Origin of the sequence: Pseudarthrobacter sp. AB1 (genome assembly GCF_014926485.1) — a bacterium.
In the GTDB taxonomy this organism is placed as follows: domain Bacteria; phylum Actinomycetota; class Actinomycetes; order Actinomycetales; family Micrococcaceae; genus Arthrobacter.
Genome location: NZ_PZKO01000043.1, coordinates 36,947 through 59,140, shown reverse-complemented (window position 1 = coordinate 59,140; position 22,194 = coordinate 36,947). Strand labels below are relative to the sequence as shown.

The 22,194-nt window shown below is 65.1% G+C and carries 26 protein-coding genes; 12 read left to right on the top strand and 14 right to left on the bottom strand.

All coding sequences use genetic code 11. From position 1 onward, the window contains the following. Both DAD99_RS11595 and DAD99_RS11590 read right to left on the bottom strand, forming a co-directional pair. Positions 1–708: NAD(P)-dependent oxidoreductase (locus DAD99_RS11595; RefSeq protein WP_193341653.1), on the bottom strand; the 708-nt coding region annotated here is incomplete at its 3' end. Further along, the gene (locus DAD99_RS11590) at positions 705–1,295 is read right to left on the bottom strand and encodes an adenylate kinase (protein WP_193341652.1); all 591 of its coding nucleotides are present in this window, start codon (positions 1,293–1,295) and stop codon (positions 705–707) included. The genes DAD99_RS11595 and DAD99_RS11590, both read right to left, overlap by 4 nt. On the opposite strand from DAD99_RS11590, the gene DAD99_RS21695 reads away from it, so the two are divergent. After that, a complete protein-coding gene (locus tag DAD99_RS21695; protein ID WP_227007941.1) occupies positions 1,294–1,431 on the top strand; it encodes a hypothetical protein in 138 nt (45 codons plus the stop codon). The genes DAD99_RS11590 and DAD99_RS21695 overlap by 2 nt on opposite strands. Before the next feature lie 9 nt (positions 1,432–1,440). On the opposite strand, the gene DAD99_RS11585 is transcribed toward DAD99_RS21695, so the two are convergent. The 4 genes from DAD99_RS11585 to DAD99_RS11570 form a co-directional block, all read right to left on the bottom strand. Next, positions 1,441–2,679, bottom strand: a complete 1,239-nt coding sequence (locus DAD99_RS11585; protein ID WP_227007940.1) for a hypothetical protein — start codon at positions 2,677–2,679, stop codon at positions 1,441–1,443. Further along, positions 2,676–3,182 carry a hypothetical protein gene (locus DAD99_RS11580; RefSeq protein WP_193341651.1) on the bottom strand — a complete coding sequence of 169 codons (507 nt, stop codon included), beginning with the start codon at positions 3,180–3,182 and terminating at the stop codon, positions 2,676–2,678. Before DAD99_RS11580 ends, DAD99_RS11585 begins: the two co-directional genes overlap by 4 nt. A gap of 1 nt (position 3,183) precedes the next feature. Further along, on the bottom strand, positions 3,184–4,023 hold the full coding sequence (locus tag DAD99_RS11575; RefSeq protein WP_309233251.1) for a hypothetical protein: 840 nt from the start codon (positions 4,021–4,023) through the stop codon (positions 3,184–3,186). A gap of 90 nt (positions 4,024–4,113) precedes the next feature. Further along, positions 4,114–4,572 (bottom strand): hypothetical protein, encoded by a 459-nt coding sequence (locus DAD99_RS11570; protein ID WP_193341650.1) that lies wholly within the window; start codon positions 4,570–4,572, stop codon positions 4,114–4,116. A 480-nt stretch (positions 4,573–5,052) separates the two neighbouring features. Between DAD99_RS11570 and DAD99_RS11565 the strand changes: the two genes are divergently transcribed. From DAD99_RS11565 to DAD99_RS11550, 4 genes are all read left to right on the top strand, one after another. Continuing rightward, the gene (locus DAD99_RS11565; protein ID WP_193341656.1) at positions 5,053–5,796 is read left to right on the top strand and encodes a GAF and ANTAR domain-containing protein; all 744 of its coding nucleotides are present in this window, start codon (positions 5,053–5,055) and stop codon (positions 5,794–5,796) included. A gap of 132 nt (positions 5,797–5,928) precedes the next feature. Then, a complete protein-coding gene (locus tag DAD99_RS11560; RefSeq protein WP_193341649.1) occupies positions 5,929–6,336 on the top strand; it encodes a response regulator transcription factor in 408 nt (135 codons plus the stop codon). Between the two features lie 88 nt (positions 6,337–6,424). Next, the gene (locus DAD99_RS11555; RefSeq protein ID WP_193341648.1) at positions 6,425–7,399 is read left to right on the top strand and encodes a phosphodiester glycosidase family protein; all 975 of its coding nucleotides are present in this window, start codon (positions 6,425–6,427) and stop codon (positions 7,397–7,399) included. 8 nt (positions 7,400–7,407) lie between these two features. Continuing rightward, positions 7,408–8,508: a bifunctional glycosyltransferase family 2/GtrA family protein gene (locus tag DAD99_RS11550; protein WP_193341647.1), complete on the top strand. Its 1,101-nt coding sequence runs from the start codon at positions 7,408–7,410 to the stop codon at positions 8,506–8,508. Positions 8,509–8,516: 8 nt separating this feature from the next. On the opposite strand, the gene DAD99_RS11545 is transcribed toward DAD99_RS11550, so the two are convergent. After that, positions 8,517–9,269: a lytic transglycosylase domain-containing protein gene (locus DAD99_RS11545; RefSeq protein ID WP_193341646.1), complete on the bottom strand. Its 753-nt coding sequence runs from the start codon at positions 9,267–9,269 to the stop codon at positions 8,517–8,519. Between the two features lie 178 nt (positions 9,270–9,447). On the opposite strand from DAD99_RS11545, the gene DAD99_RS11540 reads away from it, so the two are divergent. From DAD99_RS11540 to DAD99_RS11520, 5 genes are all read left to right on the top strand, one after another. After that, on the top strand, positions 9,448–10,119 hold the full coding sequence (locus DAD99_RS11540; protein WP_227007938.1) for a DUF4956 domain-containing protein: 672 nt from the start codon (positions 9,448–9,450) through the stop codon (positions 10,117–10,119). Continuing rightward, a complete protein-coding gene (locus DAD99_RS11535; RefSeq protein ID WP_193341645.1) occupies positions 10,116–10,892 on the top strand; it encodes a polyphosphate polymerase domain-containing protein in 777 nt (258 codons plus the stop codon). The genes DAD99_RS11540 and DAD99_RS11535 overlap by 4 nt, the downstream gene beginning before the upstream one ends. 31 nt (positions 10,893–10,923) lie before the next feature. After that, the gene (locus tag DAD99_RS11530) at positions 10,924–12,528 is read left to right on the top strand and encodes a carbohydrate-binding domain-containing protein (RefSeq protein WP_193341644.1); all 1,605 of its coding nucleotides are present in this window, start codon (positions 10,924–10,926) and stop codon (positions 12,526–12,528) included. Positions 12,529–12,645: 117 nt separating this feature from the next. Then, a complete protein-coding gene (locus DAD99_RS11525; protein ID WP_193341643.1) occupies positions 12,646–12,843 on the top strand; it encodes a hypothetical protein in 198 nt (65 codons plus the stop codon). Between the two features lie 106 nt (positions 12,844–12,949). Continuing rightward, complete coding sequence (locus DAD99_RS11520) at positions 12,950–13,795, top strand: alpha/beta fold hydrolase (protein WP_193341642.1); 846 nt, start codon at positions 12,950–12,952, stop codon at positions 13,793–13,795. A gap of 62 nt (positions 13,796–13,857) precedes the next feature. On the opposite strand, the gene DAD99_RS11515 is transcribed toward DAD99_RS11520, so the two are convergent. The 6 genes from DAD99_RS11515 to DAD99_RS11490 all read right to left on the bottom strand — a co-directional run bounded on the left by DAD99_RS11515 (position 13,858) and on the right by DAD99_RS11490 (position 18,926). After that, the gene (locus DAD99_RS11515) at positions 13,858–15,045 is read right to left on the bottom strand and encodes an acyl-CoA desaturase (RefSeq protein ID WP_185261607.1); all 1,188 of its coding nucleotides are present in this window, start codon (positions 15,043–15,045) and stop codon (positions 13,858–13,860) included. A gap of 13 nt (positions 15,046–15,058) precedes the next feature. Continuing rightward, on the bottom strand, positions 15,059–16,156 hold the full coding sequence (locus DAD99_RS11510) for a ferredoxin reductase (protein ID WP_193341641.1): 1,098 nt from the start codon (positions 16,154–16,156) through the stop codon (positions 15,059–15,061). Between the two features lie 208 nt (positions 16,157–16,364). Next, positions 16,365–16,568, bottom strand: coding sequence for a hypothetical protein (locus DAD99_RS11505; RefSeq protein WP_185261609.1), 204 nt, complete (start codon positions 16,566–16,568; stop codon positions 16,365–16,367). A 102-nt stretch (positions 16,569–16,670) separates the two neighbouring features. After that, positions 16,671–17,705: an LLM class flavin-dependent oxidoreductase gene (locus tag DAD99_RS11500; protein ID WP_193341640.1), complete on the bottom strand. Its 1,035-nt coding sequence runs from the start codon at positions 17,703–17,705 to the stop codon at positions 16,671–16,673. Between the two features lie 82 nt (positions 17,706–17,787). After that, positions 17,788–18,186, bottom strand: a complete 399-nt coding sequence (locus DAD99_RS11495; protein ID WP_193341639.1) for a DUF3592 domain-containing protein — start codon at positions 18,184–18,186, stop codon at positions 17,788–17,790. A 53-nt stretch (positions 18,187–18,239) separates the two neighbouring features. After that, positions 18,240–18,926, bottom strand: a complete 687-nt coding sequence (locus DAD99_RS11490) for a DUF2848 domain-containing protein (RefSeq protein WP_193341638.1) — start codon at positions 18,924–18,926, stop codon at positions 18,240–18,242. Positions 18,927–19,076: 150 nt separating this feature from the next. Between DAD99_RS11490 and DAD99_RS11485 the strand changes: the two genes are divergently transcribed. Further along, positions 19,077–20,468 (top strand): MFS transporter, encoded by a 1,392-nt coding sequence (locus DAD99_RS11485; protein ID WP_193341637.1) that lies wholly within the window; start codon positions 19,077–19,079, stop codon positions 20,466–20,468. A gap of 88 nt (positions 20,469–20,556) precedes the next feature. On the opposite strand, the gene DAD99_RS11480 is transcribed toward DAD99_RS11485, so the two are convergent. After that, positions 20,557–21,213, bottom strand: coding sequence for a GntR family transcriptional regulator (locus DAD99_RS11480; protein WP_193341636.1), 657 nt, complete (start codon positions 21,211–21,213; stop codon positions 20,557–20,559). A 32-nt stretch (positions 21,214–21,245) separates the two neighbouring features. Between DAD99_RS11480 and DAD99_RS11475 the strand changes: the two genes are divergently transcribed. After that, positions 21,246–22,040 carry a carbon-nitrogen hydrolase family protein gene (locus DAD99_RS11475; protein WP_193341635.1) on the top strand — a complete coding sequence of 265 codons (795 nt, stop codon included), beginning with the start codon at positions 21,246–21,248 and terminating at the stop codon, positions 22,038–22,040. Positions 22,041–22,194 lie beyond the last annotated feature (154 nt).

Sequence of the window (22,194 nt, the reverse complement as noted above, 5' to 3'; positions counted from 1 at the left end):
GCTGGAACGCGTCATCACGGTGTCCGCGTTCGCGACGATGAAAGCCTCGAATCCGGGCTGCCCGTTTTCCAGCGCACGCGCCACAGCCTGCGCGCCGTCGCGCCCGTCAATATAGCCCCAGAGGTTCCACTTGCGCAGCGCGGCGTCGGCATCGAACGACGGGAACCGTTCATAGTCCTCAGGATCCATCACGTTCGAGAACCGCAGGCCCGTGATACTCAACTCCGGATCCCAGCGCGTCAACTGGATCGCCATCTGCTCCTCAAGGTGCTTCACCAGGGAGTAGGTGCTTTCGGGCCGGGCGGGGTACTCCTCATCCACCGGGATGTAGGGCGGGTCGACGTCGAACGGCAGTCCCAGCACGGTCTCGCTGGAGGCGTAGACCACCTTCTTGATCCCTGCCCGCCGGGCCGCCTGGAAGACATTGTAGGTGGAGAGCATGTTGTTCTCGAACGTGGCGGCATCCGGGATGATGCCGGGTGCCGGGATGGCTCCGAGATGGACGATCGCGTCGAAGCCCGAGTGCCGGTCGTCGAGACCCAGAAACACGTCAAGGACCTCGCCATAGTTGCGCAGATCCACGATCGCCAACCCGTGGTCCCGCTCCCCCGCACGATCAAGGTTCAACACCTGGTGGCCATCGCCGGTCAGCCTGCGGACCACATGCCGCCCCAATTTTCCGCTTCCGCCGGTCACTGCAATTCTCATGGGGACACCCGGGCGGCCAGGAACTTTTCGACGGCGGCAATGGCACGGGTGGTGATGTCGCCCGGGTCACCGCTGCCGTCCACCGAAACCACCATGCCCCGGCCGGCGTAGACCGCCACGACCTCGTGGGTTTCGCGATTGTAGAGGTCCAGCCGGTGCCGGAACACCTCGATGGTGTCGTCCTTCCGGCCCTGTTCCTTGGCCCGCTGCAGCATCCGTTGCTCGAGTTCGGAATCCGGTGCGCGGAGTTCCACCACGGCGTCGAGGCGGTGGCCCTGGGAAGCCAGTATGTTGTCCAGTTCCATGACCTGGGGAGCTGTCCGGGGGTAGCCGTCCAACAGGAAACCGGGTTGCAGATCGGCGTCGAGAAGCCGGTCCTTGACCAGGGCGTTGGTGAGCTGGTCCGGGACAAAAGCACCGTCTTCGAGATACTTGGCGGCCTCCACACCCAGCTGCGTCTCCTGGCTGACATTGGTTCGGAAAATCTCGCCCGTGGATACCGTCGGGATGCTGAAGTGCCTGGCGATGCGCTCCGCCTGAGTGCCTTTGCCCGAGCCGGGCGGCCCGATGATGAGCATTCTGGTCATGTTCTTGTCCCTCCGCGGCGTCCTTGCCGGCTGGTCCTGGGTCCATCGTCGGCAGCGCCAACGTGAGCTTCATTCTGCCCACAAGTCGCAGCACAACGCCAGCCTCCGGGAAGGGATCCGGAGGCTGGCGCTGTAGTGCGGGGGGTTAGAACCTCGAGGTGGACGCTCCGCTGATCGGTGTTGTTGGCACCGTATTTCCTGCAATGTCAGTCAACCCTGCTTGTGGCGTATATGTCGGAGTGCCGGATTGCTGGGTGGCATTGCCTGAACTGCCGCTCGAGACGCTGCCGAGCGTGACCGTTAGTTGGAGGGCCGGCTTGTCCCACGTCAGCGACGAGCCGCTAAACTGCAGGATGCCTGATCCATAGTAGGAACCTCCCAACGCCACGGATCCAAACCTGAGCGAAGGACAGCCGCTGATAACTGTCAGGGAGTTGGTGCTGCTGATAGCGACTACAACCCCGGATCCACTGATTGTCTGAACAGGGTCGGTGTTGTTCCAGGTGTTGCAGATGGATGATGCGTCCAGGGCTTCGGAGAACTTAATGGTGACTTTGTCGCCGGGTTCCGCTTTGCCGTTGCTGGAGCCGCCGTTGGCCAGCGTGACGCCGGTTACGGTAGGTGCCACCGTGTCCTTCGCCGATGTGGCCGTTGTCGCAGCGCCGGCGATGCCGGCCGCATTGGTGGCCACCGCCGTGTAGGTGATAGTGCCGTCCTTGAACGCTGAGAGATTGAAGTTCGTGCTTTGGACGGAGCCGTTTGCAGTCAGCGTTTGGGTGGCCGTCTGTTGCTGCGTCCCGGCAGGCGGGGCGTCGGTAACTGTAATTGTTACCGAAGATCCAGACTCTGCGGTAACGCTGACTGTGACACTGGCAGCCTTCGCTATGTTGACGATGGCGGGAACACTTAGCGTTGGTGCCGCTGGCGGAGTGGCGGCCGCGATGGTTACTCCTGTGCTGCGTGCACTTTCCGGTCCCGCCCAGAATCCGAGGACCGGGGTGACGGTGTAATACCAGGTACCGCTCGGCAATGCAGCCTCGCTACAGGTCCGCGCTGTGACGGTCCCCGAGCAGCCTCCCCCGGCGGCAACTTTGGTGCCCCCGGTCGCTGACGAGTACCGGGCAACGGTGTAGCTGGAGACCTGCCTGCCCGCCGCCGTCGCGCCTTGCGCCCAACTGACGGTGGCGGCACCTGCCGAAGCGGACGCCGTCGGAGCCACCACGGCAAGGATGGAGTCAGCTTTGGCCCTGCCGTCATTGCTGCTGAGTGTCTGCCAGTAGGCGCTGGCAGCCGGGCCGCCCCACGAGATGACGAGGGCAGCCGCGACGATCCCGGCCACGCGGACCTGCCTGCGCGGCCGCGGGGTCTGGATGCGGCGGGTCATTTCCGTGCCTCCAAAGTGACGGGAATGCTGAAGGATGCGCCCTGGCAACCGGACGACGATGTTGTGGACATGGTGGCAGCTCCGGGCAACGTGATCAGTGTCGACGAATTCGCCGGAATGCTGAGCGCCGGGGTCAGAGGTGCCGCCGGACCAACGAACGTCACGCCCGTGGTGGTGCACCCCGGATGGTTGGTATCCGCAGTGGGCGAACCATTGCCGCGCATAGCGTAGACCTGGACCGCGTAGTTGTTGGGGTTGTACGCCCGGACAGCAACATCCGCGGTGTCGCCCGGGACGAGGGTGGTCTGCGGGGTGTCTCCCGCAACAAGGGCTTCTACGGTCACGGTTGCCATGGTGCCGTTGGCGGCGGCACCCGATCCGGCGCCCACTGTCGCCCAGTAGGCATACGCTCCGCCCACTCCCGTGGCTAGGCAGAGGGCGATGGTTGCTGCCGCAGTCCTGGCAACCAACCGCGCGGAGGTCTTTCCTGGCGTCCGTGTCATCTCAGTTCCCCTCTCCTGCTCCGGAGTATGCGAGCTGGAGCGTTGCACCCTTGCAGCCATCCTGGTTCGATGTAGTGTCCAGCATGGCGATTTTGGGCCAGAGTGCCGGCGGTATACCCAGCGATTGGAGCGAGCTGGACCCCTCGGGGACCGCGAGCGGGAAGGGGCCGCTGTAGTTGGTCACCACGTAGTCGTCCTTGGTGCAGGGAAGCGCCGCCGTCACTGCAGACTGAATCCGGGTGACACCTGTGATGGAGACCGACAGGCTGTTCAACGCCAGGGACTTGTTGTTCGGATTGGCAAAGGCAAGGTTGAGCGGAACTCTTGCTCCCGGAGTGAGCTGCGCGCCCAGGTTCCCGGAGATGCTGAAGGTCTTTTTGGACGATTGGACGTAGAGCTGGACCACCACGGCGGCAGCTTGGCTTGCTCCGGCCGCTGTGGCGATCGTCAGGTCTGCTTTGCCGTCCGGAGTGGAGGCCGAGGTCGCCACCGTCAGCGTGACCGTGGCCGTTTTGCCCGAGGCGAGCCTAACGGACGTGGGTGCGAAGGCGGCAGATGTACTGGCTGGCAGGCCCGAGACCGAGGGGGTGACGCTGCCGCTGAACCCGTTTGTGGACGTCAGGGACACTGAATAGTTGACCGGGTCGCCCCGGTCAATCGTCCGGCTGGAGGGGTTCACCTGGATGGTGACGCCCGTCTTATTTCCCTGGCTCCCGCCCTGGCTGGCCGCGAAGATGGTGCCCGCCGAAACGAGCATCACCATCAGACCCACCAGCAGCACTCTTACTGCGGTGGTGGTTCTTCGCATGACTGTGCGGAAGTACCCAGAATCATTCTGCACGTTCAGCCCTTCTGGTCTGATCTGACTGGAGCGGGAGGAGTTGGAATTCGCCAGCGGGGAGGTTCTGCTCCTCCCCGCCGGCGAAGCCTGTTAGACGCTGCCGACGTTGATGGTCACAACGGCGCCCTTGCAGGCGTCCTGGTCGACCGTTGCACTGTCATTGAAGGTCAGCGTTCCGCTGCCCACGGACGTCCCCGTTGAAGTTTTAGCGACCGTGGTGTTACTGGTTACGGCAGTGACGCCGAACCACGAAGGAAGGCATCCGGCCTTGTCCGTCGTTACGGTGGCGGTCAGTTCGCCCACCTTGGTGCTGCTGTTCAAGTCAGCATTGTCCGCCGTGTAGGTCACCGCACGGGAGTCTCCGGGAGTAAGCCCGCCGGCGAAGTTCGCGTGCAGGGTCACGGTGCCACCGCCCGCGGAGTTCGTCGCCTGGCCGGATCCGGTGCCGGTGGTGGTCCAGTAGGCGTAGGCAGCGCCGCCGCCGCCTGCCACCAGTGCCAGTGCACCGGCTGCTGCGAGGACCCGATTCTTCTTTGTCATTTTGCGCATGGTAGAGACTCCTTTGGCTGGGGGTAGAAACAGATGCTGAGACGCACAGCCATCGGGAACCACTAAGGCACCTTGCTTCCGGCTGATCGATGACGCCCATACTTCCCGGCCTCGGTGGTCCCAACAACGCGTAGGAGTACTGGAATTTTGCGGACCTCCCCTGAAACGACCTCTTGGATCAGGGGCCGCGTACTCAGTTTTCGCCGACGAGGCGGGACGTTTCAAGCCCGAACGCCCCGCTGCCGGATCCGCGTGCGGTACCGTCCGCACGGCAACCCGTAGTACCTAAGTCCTCCGCGGCTTGGCCCGCGATATGGCGCTCCCCAAGGCTCTGACCTGTATATACTTCTGGTTATCGGTTTAGCAGCAGGCCGTTGGACAGTTCGTCGATCCAGCGACCGTCGCCACCGTTTGCCACGACGGCAGGGTAGAGCGGGAGTTGCCGGCTCGTTTTGACCTGAGCGAATGGCACTAAGAACCGTGGCCAGCGAGTCAACAGCAAAATCAGCTACATCAATCACCGAGCACCTGCACGAAGAACTCCTCAATAGCTCCGACGTAGAGGAGTTCCTGGATGAGCTCGCCCGGGTGACGGCCCGCAACCTTTCCGAACCCGGCGACGAAGTGCTGTGCGGCATCACTCTTCTGCGCCCGCGCAAGTCGGCCACCATCGCCAGCAGCGGCACCGCTGCCCGCGCTATCAGCCAGATTGAATACCAGTCCGAGCAGAGCCCGGGCATGGCTGCCTCGCTGGAGCAGGTGACGGTGGGCGTTCCCGATGTCAAAGACGAATCACGCTGGCCCGAATACTGCGAGGCCGTCCTCGCCCAAGGCATCCGTTCAGTGCTCGCCATCCCGTTCCGGCTGGAGGGGGAAACCAAAGCCACGCTCCTCCTCTACTCCCACCGGACCTCCCGCTTCGAAGGCCGCGTGCTGAAGGCTGCGGAGGACTTCGTCCGCCAGACGTCGCTGGCCCTGCGGCTTGCGGTGCGTTTCGCGCATTACAGCGAGACGGCGGCGCACCTGCGTGCCACCCTAGAATCACGCACGGTGATCGACATGGCGGTGGGCATCATCATGGCCCAGAACCGGTGCAGCCAGCAGGAGGCTTTTGAACTGCTCAAAGCGGCGTCCAGCACCCGCAATTCCAAGCTGCATATCGTCGCGGCGGCCGTGGTGAATGCACTTGGCCAAGGGCCTGCCCAGACGCACTACGATGGCTGAGTTCCGCCCCGCAACCGGCTGCCAGCGACGTAACCGCCGAGATGACCCTAGGACGGTTGCGGAAAGCGTCGCTTTGACGGTTTTACAGCCCACCAGCCCGTACACTGGAGGACAAGCTGGCTGAGGGGCTTCATGGAAACAAAACGCATCTGCCTTGTCATCGAGGACAACGATGACATCCGCGGTCTGATCACGGTGGTCATGACCCGCGCAGGCTTTTCCGTACGTTCGGTCGCCAACGGCGCCGAAGGAATTGCCGCGGCCGCTGAACCATCGGTCGCTCTGATCACCCTTGACCTTGGCCTGCCGGACATGGACGGGCACGTCGTAGCCCGGGCAATCCGGGCCTTAAGCACCGCTCCCATGCTGTTCCTCACCGCACGGTCCGAGGAAGACGACATACTGGCCGGAATGGCCTCCGGCGCTGCCGCCTACCTGACCAAGCCGTTTCACCCCAAAGAACTGCAGGAGCTCGCGCTGCGCCTCTGCCCGGCGAACGCCCCCGCCCGCCCGGAAACCACGCCACAACGGCAGCTTTAGGCGGCCCTTTCTCGACTGCCCACCCATTCACAGGCGCAGCACATATCCGGCAAATCGCAGCGATAGCTTCATTGCCTACAAATGAGGCATGACTCCTCTCAAGAACAAACCACGCAACGGCGACCGGGTCCGGCGTGCCGTCGTCGCCGGGGCCGTGGCCCTGACGCTTTCGGCGGGAGGCGCCACGGCCTGGGCGCTGGACCGCTTTGTGGTCCAGCACGTGGAAATCTCGGACGTCTCCGCGTACCAGGCCAGCCAAACAGGCACCAGCGAAAGCACGACGGCGGATACCGCCACTGATTCCACCGCTGTCACCACAGACACGTCCTACGTGTCGGAGAGCTCGAACATCAACATCTCCACGGTGAGCACCGGCAGCGGCGACAGCACTGTCACCTACTACGTGGCTGACGTCGTGCTTAACGATGCCACCACGCTCCAGTCAGCCTTCGCCAACAACAGCTTCGGCGAGAACATCACCGAAACCACGTCGGACATCGCCGAGGCCAACAACGCGATCTTCGCCATCAACGGCGACTACTACGGCTTCCGTGACACTGGCATTGTGATCCGCAACGGTGTGGTGTTCCGCGATGACGGCGCCCGCCAAGGCCTGGCCTTCTACCGCGACGGCACGGTCAAGGTCTACGACGAAACCGCCACCACCGCCGAACAGCTCCTGGCCGACGGCGTCTGGAACACCCTCTCCTTCGGCCCGTCCCTGCTGGACGACGGCGGGGTGGCCGAGGGCATTGAGGACGTCGAAGTGGACACCAACTTCGGCAACCACTCCATCCAGGGCGAACAGCCGCGCACCGCCGTGGGCATCATCGACGAGAACCACCTGGTGTTTGTGGTGGTGGACGGCCGCAGCCCCGGCTACAGCGAGGGCGTCACCATGACCGGGCTGGCGGAAATCATGCACGGCCTCGGCGCCACCACCGCGTACAACCTCGACGGCGGCGGCTCGTCCACCATGTACTTCAACGGCGGACTGGTCAACAACCCGCTGGGCGAGAACAAGGAACGCGGCACCTCCGACATCCTCTTCATCGCGGAGTAGGGCCCGCCATGATCATCCTGATCCCGGCCTACCAGCCGGACCAGCAGCTGCCTGCCCTGATCCGTTCCATCCGCGACGCCGAGCCGTGGGCCACCGTGGTGGTGGTTGATGACGGCAGCGGGCCTGGGTACAAGGACGTGTTCGACGGCGTCAAGGCACTCGGGTGCCACGTCATCGGGTATTCCCTCAACCGGGGAAAGGGCTTCGCGCTGAAGACCGGGTTCGGGTTCATCGCCGACCACCTCCCGGACCGGAACGTGGTGTGTGCCGACAGCGACGGCCAGCACACCATCGTGGACATCCTCCGCGTGGCGGCAGCGGTGCAGCCCGGCTCACCGGCCCTGGTGCTGGGAACCCGGAACTTCACCGGCAACGTCCCGGCCCGCAGTAAATTCGGCAACAGCGCCACCCGGCTGCTGTTCAGGCTGGTCACCGGTGAGCGCATTTCCGACACCCAGACAGGCCTCCGCGGCTATCCGGCAGCCATGCTCCCGTGGCTTCGGTCCGTCCGTGGTGAGCGCTACGAATACGAACTGAACCTGCTGCTGGAAGCCAAGCCGGCCGGCTATCTGATCAACACCGTGGACATCGCCACGGTCTATCTGGACCACAATTCGGGGTCCCATTTCCGGCCGGTGGCGGACTCCGTCCGCATCTATGCGCCGCTGCTGAAGTTCCTCGCATCCTCCTTCACCGCGTTTGTCGTGGACACCGTGGTGTTCCTGCTCCTGGCACTGGTCACCGACTCGCTGCTGCTGGCCGTGGTGGGGGCCCGGGCCGTGAGCTCGGTGGTGAACTTCCTCGCCAACCGCCGTGTGGTGTTCGAGCACGGCCGGGACAGGCCCGCCGCCGCTGCCGGGGTTCGCTATTTCGGCCTGGTTCTGGTTCTCCTCGCCGCCAACTATGGCCTGATCTCAGCCCTGGACGCGCTCTCCGTGTCAGCCCTGCCGGCCAAGATCCTGGCGGAAATCGCGCTGCTGGCCGTCAGCTACGTGGTGCAGCAGCGGTTCCTCTTTTCCCGATGCACGGCCAGGAGCGCCGCACGGGAGGCTGAGAATCCGTCTCTGGATCCGGGGCGCGGCCACCACCCCGGGACGTTACGCCGGTAGTCAAGGTTCTATCCTGTGGTGCCCGTCTTCTCGGCGTAGAAGGTGGCTTGGTCGCGCACCTGGTCCACGTAGGAGTCGGACTGGTTGTATGAGTAGATGGCCTCAGCCCATCCGTTCGCGGCGGTGAGGTCACGGCCATGGTCGCATAAGTAACCGGCCGCGCTGAGGGCGGCATCGTCGATGTTGAAAGGATCCGCTTCGCCGTCACCGTTCCCGTCCCGTCCCGCCAGCTCCCAGGTGGAGGGAATGAACTGCATGGGTCCGACGGCGCGGTCCCAGCGAGCGTCGCCATCCAGGACGCCGGCGTCGGTATCAGCAATGGCGGCAAATCCGTTGCCGTCCAGGCTCGGGCCGACCATTGGCCCGCTCGCCTGCCCTGCGGCATTCAGGTTTCCGCCGCCGTACGCTCCGTGGTGGGATTCGACGAATCCGACTGCCGCCACCGTATTCCAGCCGATCCCACACGTCGGAGCGGAATGATTGGCCGCGCTTGCCGCGCCCACGTAAGCCCGAAGCGCACGGGCAGGAATTCCCGTTTGTGCGGCAGCCAGGATGAGCCACTCGGCCTCCGCGTTCCGGGTGATATTGACGGCAGTGGTAAGGCCGGTGGAGGACGTTTCGAGTTTCGCCTCAGCCCGTGGCGGAGGAGGAAGAGCCCCGTGGGCGGGCGCGCCGGACTGCCCGGGCGCCCAGAATGACACCGCGGTGATGACGCAGATCGCGAACACGCAGAAAACCGCAAGGCGTTTAAGTCGGAGCACGGACTTGATCCTATCGACCGAAGTCCGCCAGCAGGAACGGCGGCTCTATGACTCACGGGAAACAGCAGCCGGGCGCCCAGCCGGCACTCATATACCGGCCTAGGTTCCGTCACAGCACCTGCACAGTTTGGCCGCGGATCGTAGAGAACAGCCCACCAACAGATTCCGGAGAATCCCGATGACTTCCCTCATGTTCATTGCCGCAGACCTCGCGGCCATCAGCATCCTCACCTTCGTGCTCTACCTCCGCCGCCACCGCCGCCGCGACCTGGTGGTCTCGTACCTGGGCATGAACGTGGGCGTGCTAGCCGTGGCCACCGCACTCTCCGGTTCCGCTGCCGGAATCGGCCTGGGACTTGGCCTGTTCGGCGTCCTGTCCATCATCCGGCTCCGTTCCACCGAGCTGGCCCAGAACGAGGTGGCCTACTACTTCTCGGCCCTGGCGCTGGGCCTGATCGCGGGCCTCGGCATCGAACCCGTCTGGCTGACCGCCTCACTGATGGGCCTGATCCTGCTGGTGATGTTCGTTGGCGACCACCCCCGCGTCCTGCCCGCCCACCGGCACCAGACCGTCATCCTGGACCGGGCCCTGGCAGAGGACGGCGAACTGTACGCACGGCTCGAGGAAGTCCTGCAGGGCAAGGTCCACTCCGCCACAGTCCAGGAACTTGACCTGGTCAACGACAAAACCACCGTCGACGTCCGCTACGCCTACACCCCCCGCATCAACCGGCCGGCAGCTCAGGCCACCATCTCAGCCGTAGTGACTCCCTACGCAGAGGAAACAGCGCCGGCTGTACCTGCCGACTTCGCGGCCGACCCCGTCCGTGCCTCGGCAGGTGCGGCATGAACGCCGGCGCCGTCAGCAGCCTCAGCGGACTGCCGGCCGTGGGACTCGACGAACTGAACTCCGAAGCCGCGCTCCAGACCAGGGTGGACCGCAAGTACGTGGTCCCCGAGGACCTGGCCCAGGAACTCCTGGCCACGTTCGATGCCGAGGTCCGGGTCCTGGAAATGGACGGCTCCCGCTGCTTCTCGTACGACTCCGTGTACTTCGACACTGCACAGCTGGACAGCTACCTCCTCGCCGCACATGGCCGCCGGCGCCGGTACAAGGTCCGCACCAGAACGTATGTGGACAGCGCCATCAGCTTCCTGGAAGTCAAAACCGAAGGCGCCCGCGAAGCCACCGTCAAGGAACGCATCCCCTACGAGCTCACGGACCGCTCCCGGCTGACGTCCGAAGGCCTGGACTACGTCCAGGAAACCCTTGCCGCCGCGGTGGGCGCAGCGCCCCCCGGAGCCCTCGGGCCGGTCCTCGAAACCCGCTACCACCGAACCACGCTCTACCTGCCGGAATCCGGCAGTCGGGCCACCATCGACACCAACGTCACCTGGCAGCGCCCGGGCGGGCCGGCCTGGGTCCTGGACGGCGCCGTGATCCTCGAGACCAAGTCCGGCTCGGCGTCCGGCCCGCTGGACCGGCACCTCTGGGCCCACGGAATCCGGCCATCACGCATCTCCAAGTTCGCCACCGGCATGGCGGCGCTCTGCCCGGACCTGCCGGCCAACCGCTGGAACCGCACGCTCCGGCGCACCATGAACCTCCGCCCCGCCGCCTGACCCTCTCCCCCTGACTTCAAAGGAACACACCATGCACCGCGTACGCACCGCCCTGTCCGTCACTGCCCTCGCCCTCGCCGTCGGGCTGGCCGGCTGCTCTGCCGCCGGCACTGCCACGGGGACGTCCATCACCGGGACCACGTCCACATCCACCGGCAGCACTTCCAACTCGTCCACAACCTCCGGCACGGCACAGGCCGCGGTTTCCCTGGACACCCTCGCCGCCGACACACACTACGACGCCGACGACCTCACCTGGGATGCGGCCTCCGAAGTAGCCGTGACCCTGGCGGACGGTGGCAGCAAAGTAGCCGCCGGCTCGTCGTCGGACGCTGTTAAGGCCGACGGCGACACCGTCACCATCAGCGCGGCCGGCACCTACCGCCTGAGCGGGTCACTGTCCGACGGCCAGGTGGTTGTGGCCGCCGGCGAGGAGGACGTTGTGCGGATCATCCTGGACGACGCCGAGATCTCCAGTTCCACTGGGTCGCCGTTTATGGTGCAAAGCGCCCACGAGGCCATCGTGTTCCTGGCGGACGGCACGTCCAATGACCTGAGCGACGCGGCCACCTACAAGGACACCGCCGAGGACGCCCCGAACGCGGCGCTCTACTCGCGGGCAGATCTCACCATCGCCGGCGCCGGCTCGCTGGCCGTGAACGGCAACTTCAACGACGGCATCTCCTCCAAGGACGGCCTCGTGCTGGCCTCCGGCAACGTCACCGTCAACGCCACCGACGCCGGCATCGTGGGCAAGGACTACGCGGTCCTGCTCGACGGCGCCTACCAGGTCACCGCCGGCGACGACGGTTTCAAGTCCTACAACGGGGAGGATGAAGGCCGCGGCTGGGTCCTCATCAACGGCGGAACCCTGAACATCAGCGCGGCCGACGACGGCATCACGGCCTTTAACACCCTCACCCTCGCCGCCGGCATCACCACCGTCGAAGAGTCCAAGGAAGGCTTGGAGGCCCAGCACATCGTGATGTCCGGCGGCACGGCCAACGTCACCGCGAACGACGACGGCGTGAACGCCTCGGGCGCGGCCTCCACCTCGGCCCAGGGCGGGACGGGCGGCGGCATGGGCGGCGGCGAAACCGTAGGCGACTACACGGTGGAAATCACCGGCGGCTCGCTGACCATCAACGCGCAGGGCGACGGCCTGGACTCCAACGGCAACGCCAGCATCTCCGGCGGCACCGTGGTGGTCAACGGACCCACGAACTCCGGCAACGGGGCGCTGGACGTCAACGGCGAGCTGACCGTCACCGGCGGCACCGTGGCGGCGGCCGGCAGCTTGGGCATGGTGGTCACGCCGGGCGCCTCCTCCACGCAGTCCGGCGTGCAGGTTACGCTCGGATCGGCCGTTCCAGCCGGCACGATGGTGCAGATCGCTGATTCCGCGGGCAACGTGGTCAGTGCCTTCGTGACCACCAAGACCACCGCATCCCTGGTGTTCTCCTCCGCCGCGATCACCGAAGGCGAGAAATACACGGTCTACACCGGCGGCACGGCCACGGTCAGTGCCGGACTGGGCGAAGGCTCCCTGGACGGCGCCCATCAGGTGGGCACCGTGACGGCCGGCGAGTACACCGCGGCCCAGGGCCCGGGCGGCGGCTTCGGCACCCGCCCCTGACCTCTACCAAAAGGCCCGTTAGCAACGAAAAGGTAACGGGCGTCTTGGGCCCTGTGAGCTTTCCGGATATCGGCGCATACTTGAACGCACAAGCAGCCACGGCCTTGGGAGGACACCATGAAGTTTCTCGGAGCACTGATTGTCATCTGGCTGATCATCGGAGGAATCGCCGCCTGGCAGCGCGGCTACTTCGGCGGGGCTCCGGGGTCCTGCGCCCAAGCGGGAACGGTGGCCGTGACCATCGTCGCCGGGCCGTTGAACTATCTGGGCCTCAACCCGCAGATCGCGTGCGAACTGCCCCAACCCTCCCCGTAGCCACATCCTTGGTGCCGCGGCCGGCGGTCCCTAGAGTAGGAAATGCCGGGCGCCTGCTTTTGCTTGCGCCCGAAACTGATCCCGAAGCTTCGAAAGGACCGCCGAGATGGCATTCGTCACCGTTGGAACCGAGAACAGCACCGATACCGAGCTCTACTACGAAGACCACGGAAGCGGCCAGCCCGTTGTCCTGATCCATGGCTACCCGCTGGACGGATCCTCCTGGGAAAAGCAGACCACCGCCCTTTTGGCGGCAGGATACCGAGTGATCACGTACGACCGCCGCGGCTTCGGCAAGTCCACCAAAGTCACCAGCGGCTACGACTATGACACGTTCGCCGCCGACCTCAATACACTCCTGAACCGGCTGGAACTCAACAACGCCGTGCTGGTGGGATTCTCCATGGGCACCGGTGAAGTTGCCCGCTACCTGAGCACGTACGGTTCGGCCCGGGTGGCCCGCGCAGCCTTCCTTGGATCGCTGGAGCCGTTCCTCCTTAAAACAGACGACAACCCGGACGGCGTTCCCCAGGAAGTCTTCGACGGACTCACCGAAGCGGTCACATCGGACCGGTATGCGTTCTTCACGGAATTCTTCAAAAACTTCTACAACACCGACACGTTCCTGGGCACCCCGCGGCTCAGCCAGGAAGTCCTGGACGCCAGCTGGAGAATCGCCGCCGATGCAGGCGCCACCGCATCAGTGGCCGCGCAGCCCCCATGGCTGACCGACTTCCGCGGGGACATCCCCAGGATTGATGTCCCCGCGCTGATTGTCCACGGCACTGCGGACAACATCCTGCCCATCGATGCCACCGGCCGCCGGTTTGCCAGGGCCCTGCCCAGCGCCCACTACGTGGAGATCGACGGCGCCCCGCACGGCCTGCTGTGGACGCACGCCGCGGAAGTCAACGAAGCCCTGCTCGCCTTCCTGAAGAAGCAGGCCGGATAACAAAAGAGTGGAGGGCCCAGGCGATTCGCCTGGCCCCTCCACTCTTCTAAGGCTTAGTCAGCTCAGGCCCTGGCAGCCTTGCCCGGCAGTGCCAGCTTGAAGACCTTCGCCCAGGACGATCCCACCTGCTTCAGCAGGGGACCCGTGGTGTACTTCAGTCCGTAGCGCTGGCAGATCTCGCGTACCCGCGGAGCGACCTCAGCGTACCGGTTGGACGGCAGGTCCGGGAACAGGTGGTGCTCGATCTGGTGCGACAGATTGCCTGTCATCAGGTGCATGAACTTGGAACCGGAGATGTTGGCAGAACCGATCATCTGCCGGACGTACCAGTCACCGCGGGTTTCGCCTTCCACCATTTCCTCTGTAAAGGTGTCAGTGCCTTCCGGGAAGTGACCGCAGAAGATCACGGCGTGCGCCCAGACGTTGCGGACGGCGTTGGCGGTCAGGGTGCCGTAGAGCGCCTGCTTGCCGGAACCGGTGAGCATGGCGACGGCAGGAGTGGCGGCGTAGTCCTTGGTGAACTGGGTGACCACCTTGCGGCCCAGGGCCTTGAGGTCCTTGACGAGCGCTTCCTTGGACTTCTTGCCTGCCTGGTACTCAGCAAGCTCGAGGTCGTAGATGGCGATGCCCCATTCGAACAGCGGGGAAAGGATGGCGTTGTACAGCGGGTTGCCCAGGTTGTGGGGCTGCCACGGCTGGTCCTCGTCCATGCGCAGGAGGTTGTAACCGACGTCGTTGTCCTTGCCAACCACGTTGGTCCAGCGGTGGTGGAGGTCATTGTGCGTGTGCTGCCAGGCGCGTGAGGGGGTGACAAAGTCCCACTCCCACGTGGTGGAGTGGATGTCCGGGTCCCGCATCCAGTCCCACTGCCCGTGCAGGATATTGTGGCCGAGTTCCATGTTTTCCAGGATCTTGGCGAAACTCAGCAGCGTGGTACCTGTGACCCAGGCTGCCTTGTTCTTGCTGACCAGCAAGGCCGCGCGTCCGGAGATCTCCAGCCCGCGCTGGATCTTGATCATGCGCCGGATGTAGGCGGCGTCGGTAGCACCGCGCTTGGCCAGGATTTCGTCGCGGATCGCGTCGAGTTCGCGGCCCAGCTCAGCTACCTGTTCGTCCGTAAGGTGCGCTGCGGCAGGAGGACGGACCAGCGGGCTGCCGGACTCGGCCAGCGCGCCGGGGCGCGTCTTTGCCGCTCCGGTGGGGGCGGTCTTGCCTTCGGAAACTTTCTTGCTTTCTGAAACTACTGACATGCGGTATTGCTCCTCAGAGTTCGAGGTTGACGGGTCCGGCGGCTGCCGAGACACACGTTTGGATCAGTTGGCCGGGTTCGCCGTGGACCTCGTTGGTGCGAAGGTCACGGACCTGTCCGGCCAGGAGCGGGGTCAGGCAACTGTGGCAGATTCCCATCCGGCAGCCGCTGGGCATTAGCACCCCGGCGTCCTCGCCGACGTCGAGCAGCGGAGTATCGCCGTCGGCGTCAATTTCCCGGTCCGACGCCTCAAAGGTGACCAGGCCGCCGTCGTGCCCCACACCCCCGGCGAAGGTGGTGTTGAACCGTTCAATCATCAGGTTGCCGGGATCGCCGGCGAGGGCAACATCGGAACCGGGGGCGCCGGCTGTGAGGGACGCCTGCTTCCACAGGGCCTCGGCGTCGTCCAGGAAACTGTCCGGCCCGCACGCGTACGCGGCCCGTTCCTTCCAGTCCGGGCAGATCTCATCGAGCTCGGCTGTGTTGGTCAGGTCCATCCGGCCCTGTTCGCCGGTGTACCAGTGGGCCAGCCGGAAGTTGGGGAACTGGTCAGCCAGTTCGGCGAGTTCCTCGCGGAAGAGGCTGTCGCCGGGCGTGCGGGCCGAGTGCACCAGCACGACGTCGGCATCCGGGCGGCGCGGAACAAGGGTGCGGATCATAGACATCACCGGAGTGATGCCGCTGCCGGCGGTGACCATCAGCAGCGGCCGGGGGTGCTCGGGAAGGACGAAGTCGCCCTGCGGGGGTGCCAGGAAAAGGACGTCACCAGGTTTGGTGGTCCGGACCAGGGTTCCGGAAACTGCGCCGACGTCGGTAACGGTGATGGCGGGGTCCTTGCCGGCGGGGGCGCTCAGCGAATAGGAGCGCCAGTGGCGGACGCCGTCGAGCTCAACGCCGATGCGCGCCCACTGGCCGGCCAGGTGCGAATGCCAGCCGCGGCCGGGACGAAAGAAAATGGTGGCCGACTGCGCCGTTTCCTGGACCACGCGGGTCACCACTCCGCGGAGTTGGCGCGCGGAGAAGACAGGGTTGAAGAGCGCTAGAATATCTTCCGGTGCCAATGGCGTGGTCAGTACGGAAGCCGCCTGTGCCAGCTGACGTAGCCGGATCATGCAGTAAAACCTAAAGCGGCGCGAGCCATATTTCTCTCTCCTGACCGTTCCGCAGTCACGCAGTAAAATGGGGCGCTTAGCCCCCTAAGCCCGCTACAAGCCTAACGGCTGTGGCTTATGGATTGTTCCTTGAGCAATATTAATAAGGATACTGACTAATTTCCACTGCAGGTCACGCGAATGGCCAGACCGACGGCGGGGACGGTTGTCAGCGGCTCTCCCGGTCCTCGAATTCCTCGTCCAGGTCATGGTGCCTGAACTCCGTCTCCGGATTCGGTTCACCCTCGGCCACGTACTCATAGTCCAATTGACGCTGCACCTGGCTGTCCAGAACCTGCAGTTCCCGGTCCGGGATGCTGGAAAGATCATCCGGGAACTCGTCTTCCGGTGTCAGGTGTAGTTTTTCGGACATGGTGAGCCTCTCTGGGCCGTCAGGGACAACTGGGCCTCAATGGCCCGCACCTTCTTAGGATATTCCCTTCCGGGCGGATCACCCAGCAGAATCGGCGCCGGATCAGGAACGTGCCGGGCTCCAGCCGACGGCGGGCGCAATGTACCGGGCGATGTTTCCCAGCATTTTGGCATTGAAGTCAACGCCCAACTGGTTGGGCACCGTCACCAGCAGCGTGTCCGCGGCCTGGACCGCGGCGTCGGCGGCCAGCTGTTCGGCCAGGACATCCGGGGCGCCGGCATAGGTCTTGCCAAAGCGTGCTGTCAGACCATCGATAACGCCCACCTGGTCACGGCTGTCCCGCAGCGCACTGCCCGCGAAATACCTGCTGTCCTCATCGTCCACGATGGGCAGGATGCTCCGGCTGACGGAGACACGCGGCCGGTGGCCGTGCCCAGCCCTGGCCCAGGCGTCGCGGAACAACTGGATCTGCTCCGACTGCAGCTGGTCGAAGGGGACGCCGGTGTCCTCGGTGAGCAGGGTGGAGCTCATCAGGTTCATGCCCAGGCCGGCCGCCCACACGGCCGTGCTGCGGCTTCCTGCGCCCCACCAGATCCGCTCTGCGAGGCCCGGCGACTGCGGCTGGACCGGCAACAAGCCGGTGACACCGCCGGCGTAGCGCGGGTCCGCCTCGGCCACGCCGGCACCAGTGATGGCGTCCCGGAACCGGGCAGTGTGGCGGTGGGCCATGTCTGCGTCGGTTTCATTTTCTGCCGGTTGGTGGCCGAAGGCAGCGGCCCCGTTCCGGGCAGGCTCGGGTGAACCACGGCTGATGCCCAGCTGCAGCCTGCCGCCGCTGATCAGGTCCGTGGCCGCGGCTTCCTCGGCCATGTACAGCGGATTTTCGTAGCGCATGTCGATCACGCCGGTGCCGATCTCTATCCGGCTGGTCCGGGCGGCGATGGCTGCCAGCAGCGGGAACGGGGACGCCTGCTGACGGGCGAAGTGGTGCACGCGGAAGAACGCGCCGTCGATTCCGAGTTCCTCGGCGGCCACGGCCAGCTCAATGCCCTGGCGCAGGGCCTCGCCGGCGGTTCTGGTACGCGAGCCCTGGCCGGGGCCCCAGTGGCCGAACGAAAGGAATCCGATGCGTTGCATGTATGGCCCAACCTCCCCACGGCTGGCAGCATTCCCGGCTGGCCTCGACTGCCGGCGTTCAGCCCCTTAACGCACCTTCGGTTCAGAACATCGGCAGGAAAAAACCCGCGATAAGCGCCACGGCACCGATCCCGGTGAGCACCCGGCCAAGCACGACGGCGGTCCGCCCCACCGCTTCGGGCGCTGCGGTCTGCCACTGCGTGGGGCGCTTGGGGTGGTAGTAGATCGGCAGGGTGTCGCCCACGGCCAGTTCCTTGATGTCGTGGGGTGACATCGGGGCGTGGTGAACCTGGTACTTGCGGTCAAACCAGCGGAAGCCCGTTCCGGTAGCGTCCGCATAGACCACTGCTTCCGCAATGTTCCAAGGGTGCACAAACCGCCGGAGGATGCCCGAGTAGAACAGCAGGGCAAGCCCCGGCGGAAGGCACAGCCAGGTCATCATTTCCAGAATGGGACCTGCCATTTCAAGCGCAGTGGGCATAGCAATGATGCTACCGGGAGTTCCGACCCCCAGCGTGAGCCTGCCCGGCGGAATCAGCCGATGGGCTCGGCCATCTGCTCCACCATGTACTGGGCATCCATGGTGGATCCGGTCACTGGGTCAGTCATCTCCACTTTCCAGCTGCGGGCGAACTGGTTCACGCCGCTGGTCATGGCTACCGTGCCGGAAATAAGGACCGTCCCCGGCTCATTCAGGCCGCGCTCGGTCAGCACGTCCAGCCAGTAGTCCGGGGTCAGCAGGGCTTCCAGCGAACTGTCCTGGATCAGGGTGTCCGGGGTTTCGCCCTCCCCCACCCAGCTCTTCAGCGTGATCTGGTCCAGGTGGCCGCGTACGTCGTCCAGCCGCCACGCCTTGCGGCCCAGGACGTCCGGGCTGGCATTCTTGCTCCAGGCCACCCCATGGACCTCGAGCTCGCGGTCCGTGTGGTCGCACGCGACGGTCAGCAGCACGCCGTCGTCCGTGATGGCAAGCGCCCATTCGGCTTCCCCGGAGGTCCGGGCATGCTGCACGCGGACTTCGGAAACCTGCTGCGCCAGGTACGGCGAGACCGGATACAGCGCCGGCGTGGTGGTGGGGCCCGGAACGCCGAGTTCGGCCAGTTCGGCAATGTGGGCCTGCACTTCCTCCTGTTCCCGCCCTGCATAACCGGCGTTCAGGAGGTGCTTGACCTGGACTGTGCGGGTGCTGCCGTCGGGAAGTTCGAAGCTCAGAGTCGTCATGTTCTGTCCATCCTTTGCGTGTCCTGCTGGAGAAATTTACACACTGGAAACCGGAAACGGTGGCCAATGTACATCCAGTATGCGTAATGTATACATTTAACGCCAGCGTGACAGGCGTCACCCGTAAACATCTCCTGGAGGTCAACACCCATGGTTAACGTCCCAGTTCCGGCTTCCGGCGCAGCGCCGCGTCCGGACAAGCCGATTCACCCCAAGGGCCTGTACAAGGCCTTCGCCGCCAGCCTCACCGGCACCGCCCTTGAGTGGTATGACTTCGCCGTCTACTCGGCCGCGGCCGCCGTCGTATTTCCCCTCGTCTTCTTCCCGTCATCCGATCCCCTGACCGGCACCATCCTGGCCTTCTCCACATATGCGGTGGGCTACGTGTCCCGACCTATCGGCGGCATCATCTTCGGCCGGCTCGGAGACCGGATCGGCCGTAAGAAGGTCCTGGTGACCACCCTGATGATCATCGGCGTGGCCACCGTCCTGATCGGCGTGCTGCCAGGCTACGCAACTATCGGCATCGCGGCCCCGATCATCCTGGTGCTGCTGCGCTTCGCCCAGGGCGTGGGCGTCGGCGGCGAATGGGGCGGCGCCGTGCTGCTCTCCAGTGAATACGGCGATCCCCACCGGCGCGGTTTCTGGGCCTCTGCAGCCCAGGTGGGCCCGCCCGCCGGCAACCTCATGGCCAACGGCGCCCTGGCTGTCCTGACCCTCACCCTCACCGAGGAACAGTTCATCGGTTTCGGCTGGCGCATCGCGTTCCTGGTCTCGGCCCTGCTGGTCGGTTTCGGCCTCTGGATCCGCCTGAAGCTGGAAGACACCCCCATCTTCAAGGCCATCGAAGCCCACGGCGAACAGCCCAGCGCCCCTGTCCGCGAGGTCTTCAGCAAGGAACTCCGGCCCCTCATCGCCGCCACGCTGTGCCGGGTGGGCCCGGACGTGCTCTACGCCCTGTTCACCGTTTTCACCCTCACCTACGGCATCCAGGCCCTCGGCTATGAACGCAGCCAGGTGCTGACGGCAGTCCTGATCGGCTCCGCATTCCAGCTGTTTATGATCCCGCTGGCCGGCGCTGTGTCCGACCGGTTCAACCGCCGCCTGGTCTACGGCACCGCAGCGGTGGTGGGCGCTGTGTGGACCTTCGTCTTCTTCGGCGTCCTGGGCGCCGACAACGAGCCGATGCTCATCATCGGCATTGTGCTCGGCCTTATGGCGCACTCATTTATGTACGGCCCGCAGGCCGCCTTCATCGTGGAACAGTTCTCACCCCGGCTCCGCTCCACCGGCAGCTCACTGGCCTACACCTTCGCCGGCGTGATCGGCGGCGCCATCGCTCCCCTGATGTTCACTCTGCTCCTGGCCCAGTTCGGCACCTGGATTCCGGTGGCCATCTACGTCACCGTGGCCGCGGCCGTCACAGCCGTGGGCCTGGCCCTCGGCCGCGACTCCAACGTTGTGGAGGACGAAGACTTCCGCTTGCTGCTGGAAGGATCCGCGGCAGCGCGGCAAGAGTCGGTCGCCGGCAAGGCCAACTGACCGTTCCCACAAAGCCGGCCGGAGTTTTTGTCCACATAATGCACCCAAAACGCCTTTTACCTCGCGTTATGTGGACAAAAACTCTCCATCAGGCGCGGAGCAGGATATCCCGGGTGACGGCCAGGTGATGGTCAATGGCCTCCTGCGCCTTGGCGGCATCGCCGGACACCAGGGCATCGAGGATGTCCTGGTGTTCGGCGCACACCTGTCCGCGCCGGTCACCGGTGCGGAACAGGGCAGCGACGCCCACCAGAATCTGCCGGACATGCAGCTTGCTGTACGTTCGGGAGATGAGCTCATTGCCCGCGGCGTCGATCAGCAGCTGATGGAAGAGGGTGTCCAATCGGATGAACTCCTGCGCAGCGTCCGCATTCAGCTCATGTGGAAGCTGGGCCTGCTGGTCGAGGGTGTCCTGCATGGTTTCCGCAGGAACGCGGCGCTGTTCGATCACCAGGCGGGCGGCATGGCTTTCCAGCACACCCCGGAGCTCCATAAGTTCCGACATTTCGCGGCCCGTTACCGGCGGAACATAGGCACCGCGCTGCGGAATCAGTTCCACCAGGCCGTCGGAGACGAGCAGCAGGAGCGCCTCCCGGACCGGAGTTCGCGAGACGCCGATCTCGGCGGCCAGCTCCTGCTCGTTCAGGAACTTCCCCTGCACCTCCGGGTCAATCAGGATGTTTTCCCGCAGGTACGCGTACGCCTTCTCGCGGCCGGACGCCGACGCCGCCGAACTTTTTCGCATACATTATGTATACAACAGACTGGAGTAATTTCATGCGTTTAGCTGTGGCCCAAATCATCTCCGGCGCCGATCTGGCCGCCAACCTGGAGCTAATCCGAGACTACGCCACGCGGGCCAAAGCCGCCGGAGCCGAGCTCGTGGTATTCCCGGAAGCCGCCATGCGCGCCTTCGGCAACAGCCTGACGGACATTGCCGAGCCGCTGGACGGGCCATGGGCCGCCGCCGTCCGCGGCATTGCCCACGAGTTGGACATCACTGTGGTGGCGGGCATGTTCACCCCGGGCGACGGCGGCCGGGTGCGGAATACCTTGCTGGTCACTGGCCCGGGCGTCGAGACCTCCTACGACAAGATCCACCTCTTTGATGCGTTTGGTTTCGCCGAATCCGATACCGTCGACGCCGGAACAGCCCCCGTGACCTTCGAGGTGGGCGGCACCACATTCGGTTTGGCCACCTGCTACGACGTGCGATTCCCGGCACTGTTCACGGCCAACGCCAAAGCCGGCGCCCAGGTCAACATTGTCTGCGCCTCGTGGGGGGCCGGCGAGGGCAAAGCTGAACAGTGGGACCTCCTGGTCCGCGCCCGCGCCCTGGACAGCACCACCTTCGTAGTGGCCAGCGGTCAGGGAGATCCGGCGAGTGTCGGCATCGCCTCCGCCGGCAAGGCTCCCACCGGCGTGGGCCACAGCGCCGTCATCTCTCCCCTGGGTGCTGCCCTGGTGGCCCTCGGCGGCAAACCGGATCTCGCCGTCGTCGACATTGACCAGTCCGTCGTAGCAGAGGTCCGCGGCAAACTGCCTGTCCTGGCTAACGCCCGGACCTTCTGACGCCGCGGGCCGGCCCGGCGAATTCTCCCCGCGAGGGCCGGCCGCAACGGCGGTGAGTCGCCGTTCATTTTCAGGAAACGTTGCCCTTTTCAGCGCCCGACGGCGACTTCTCACCACGTGCGCGCACCGCCGCCCGCCGTCGCTGGCACCAAGG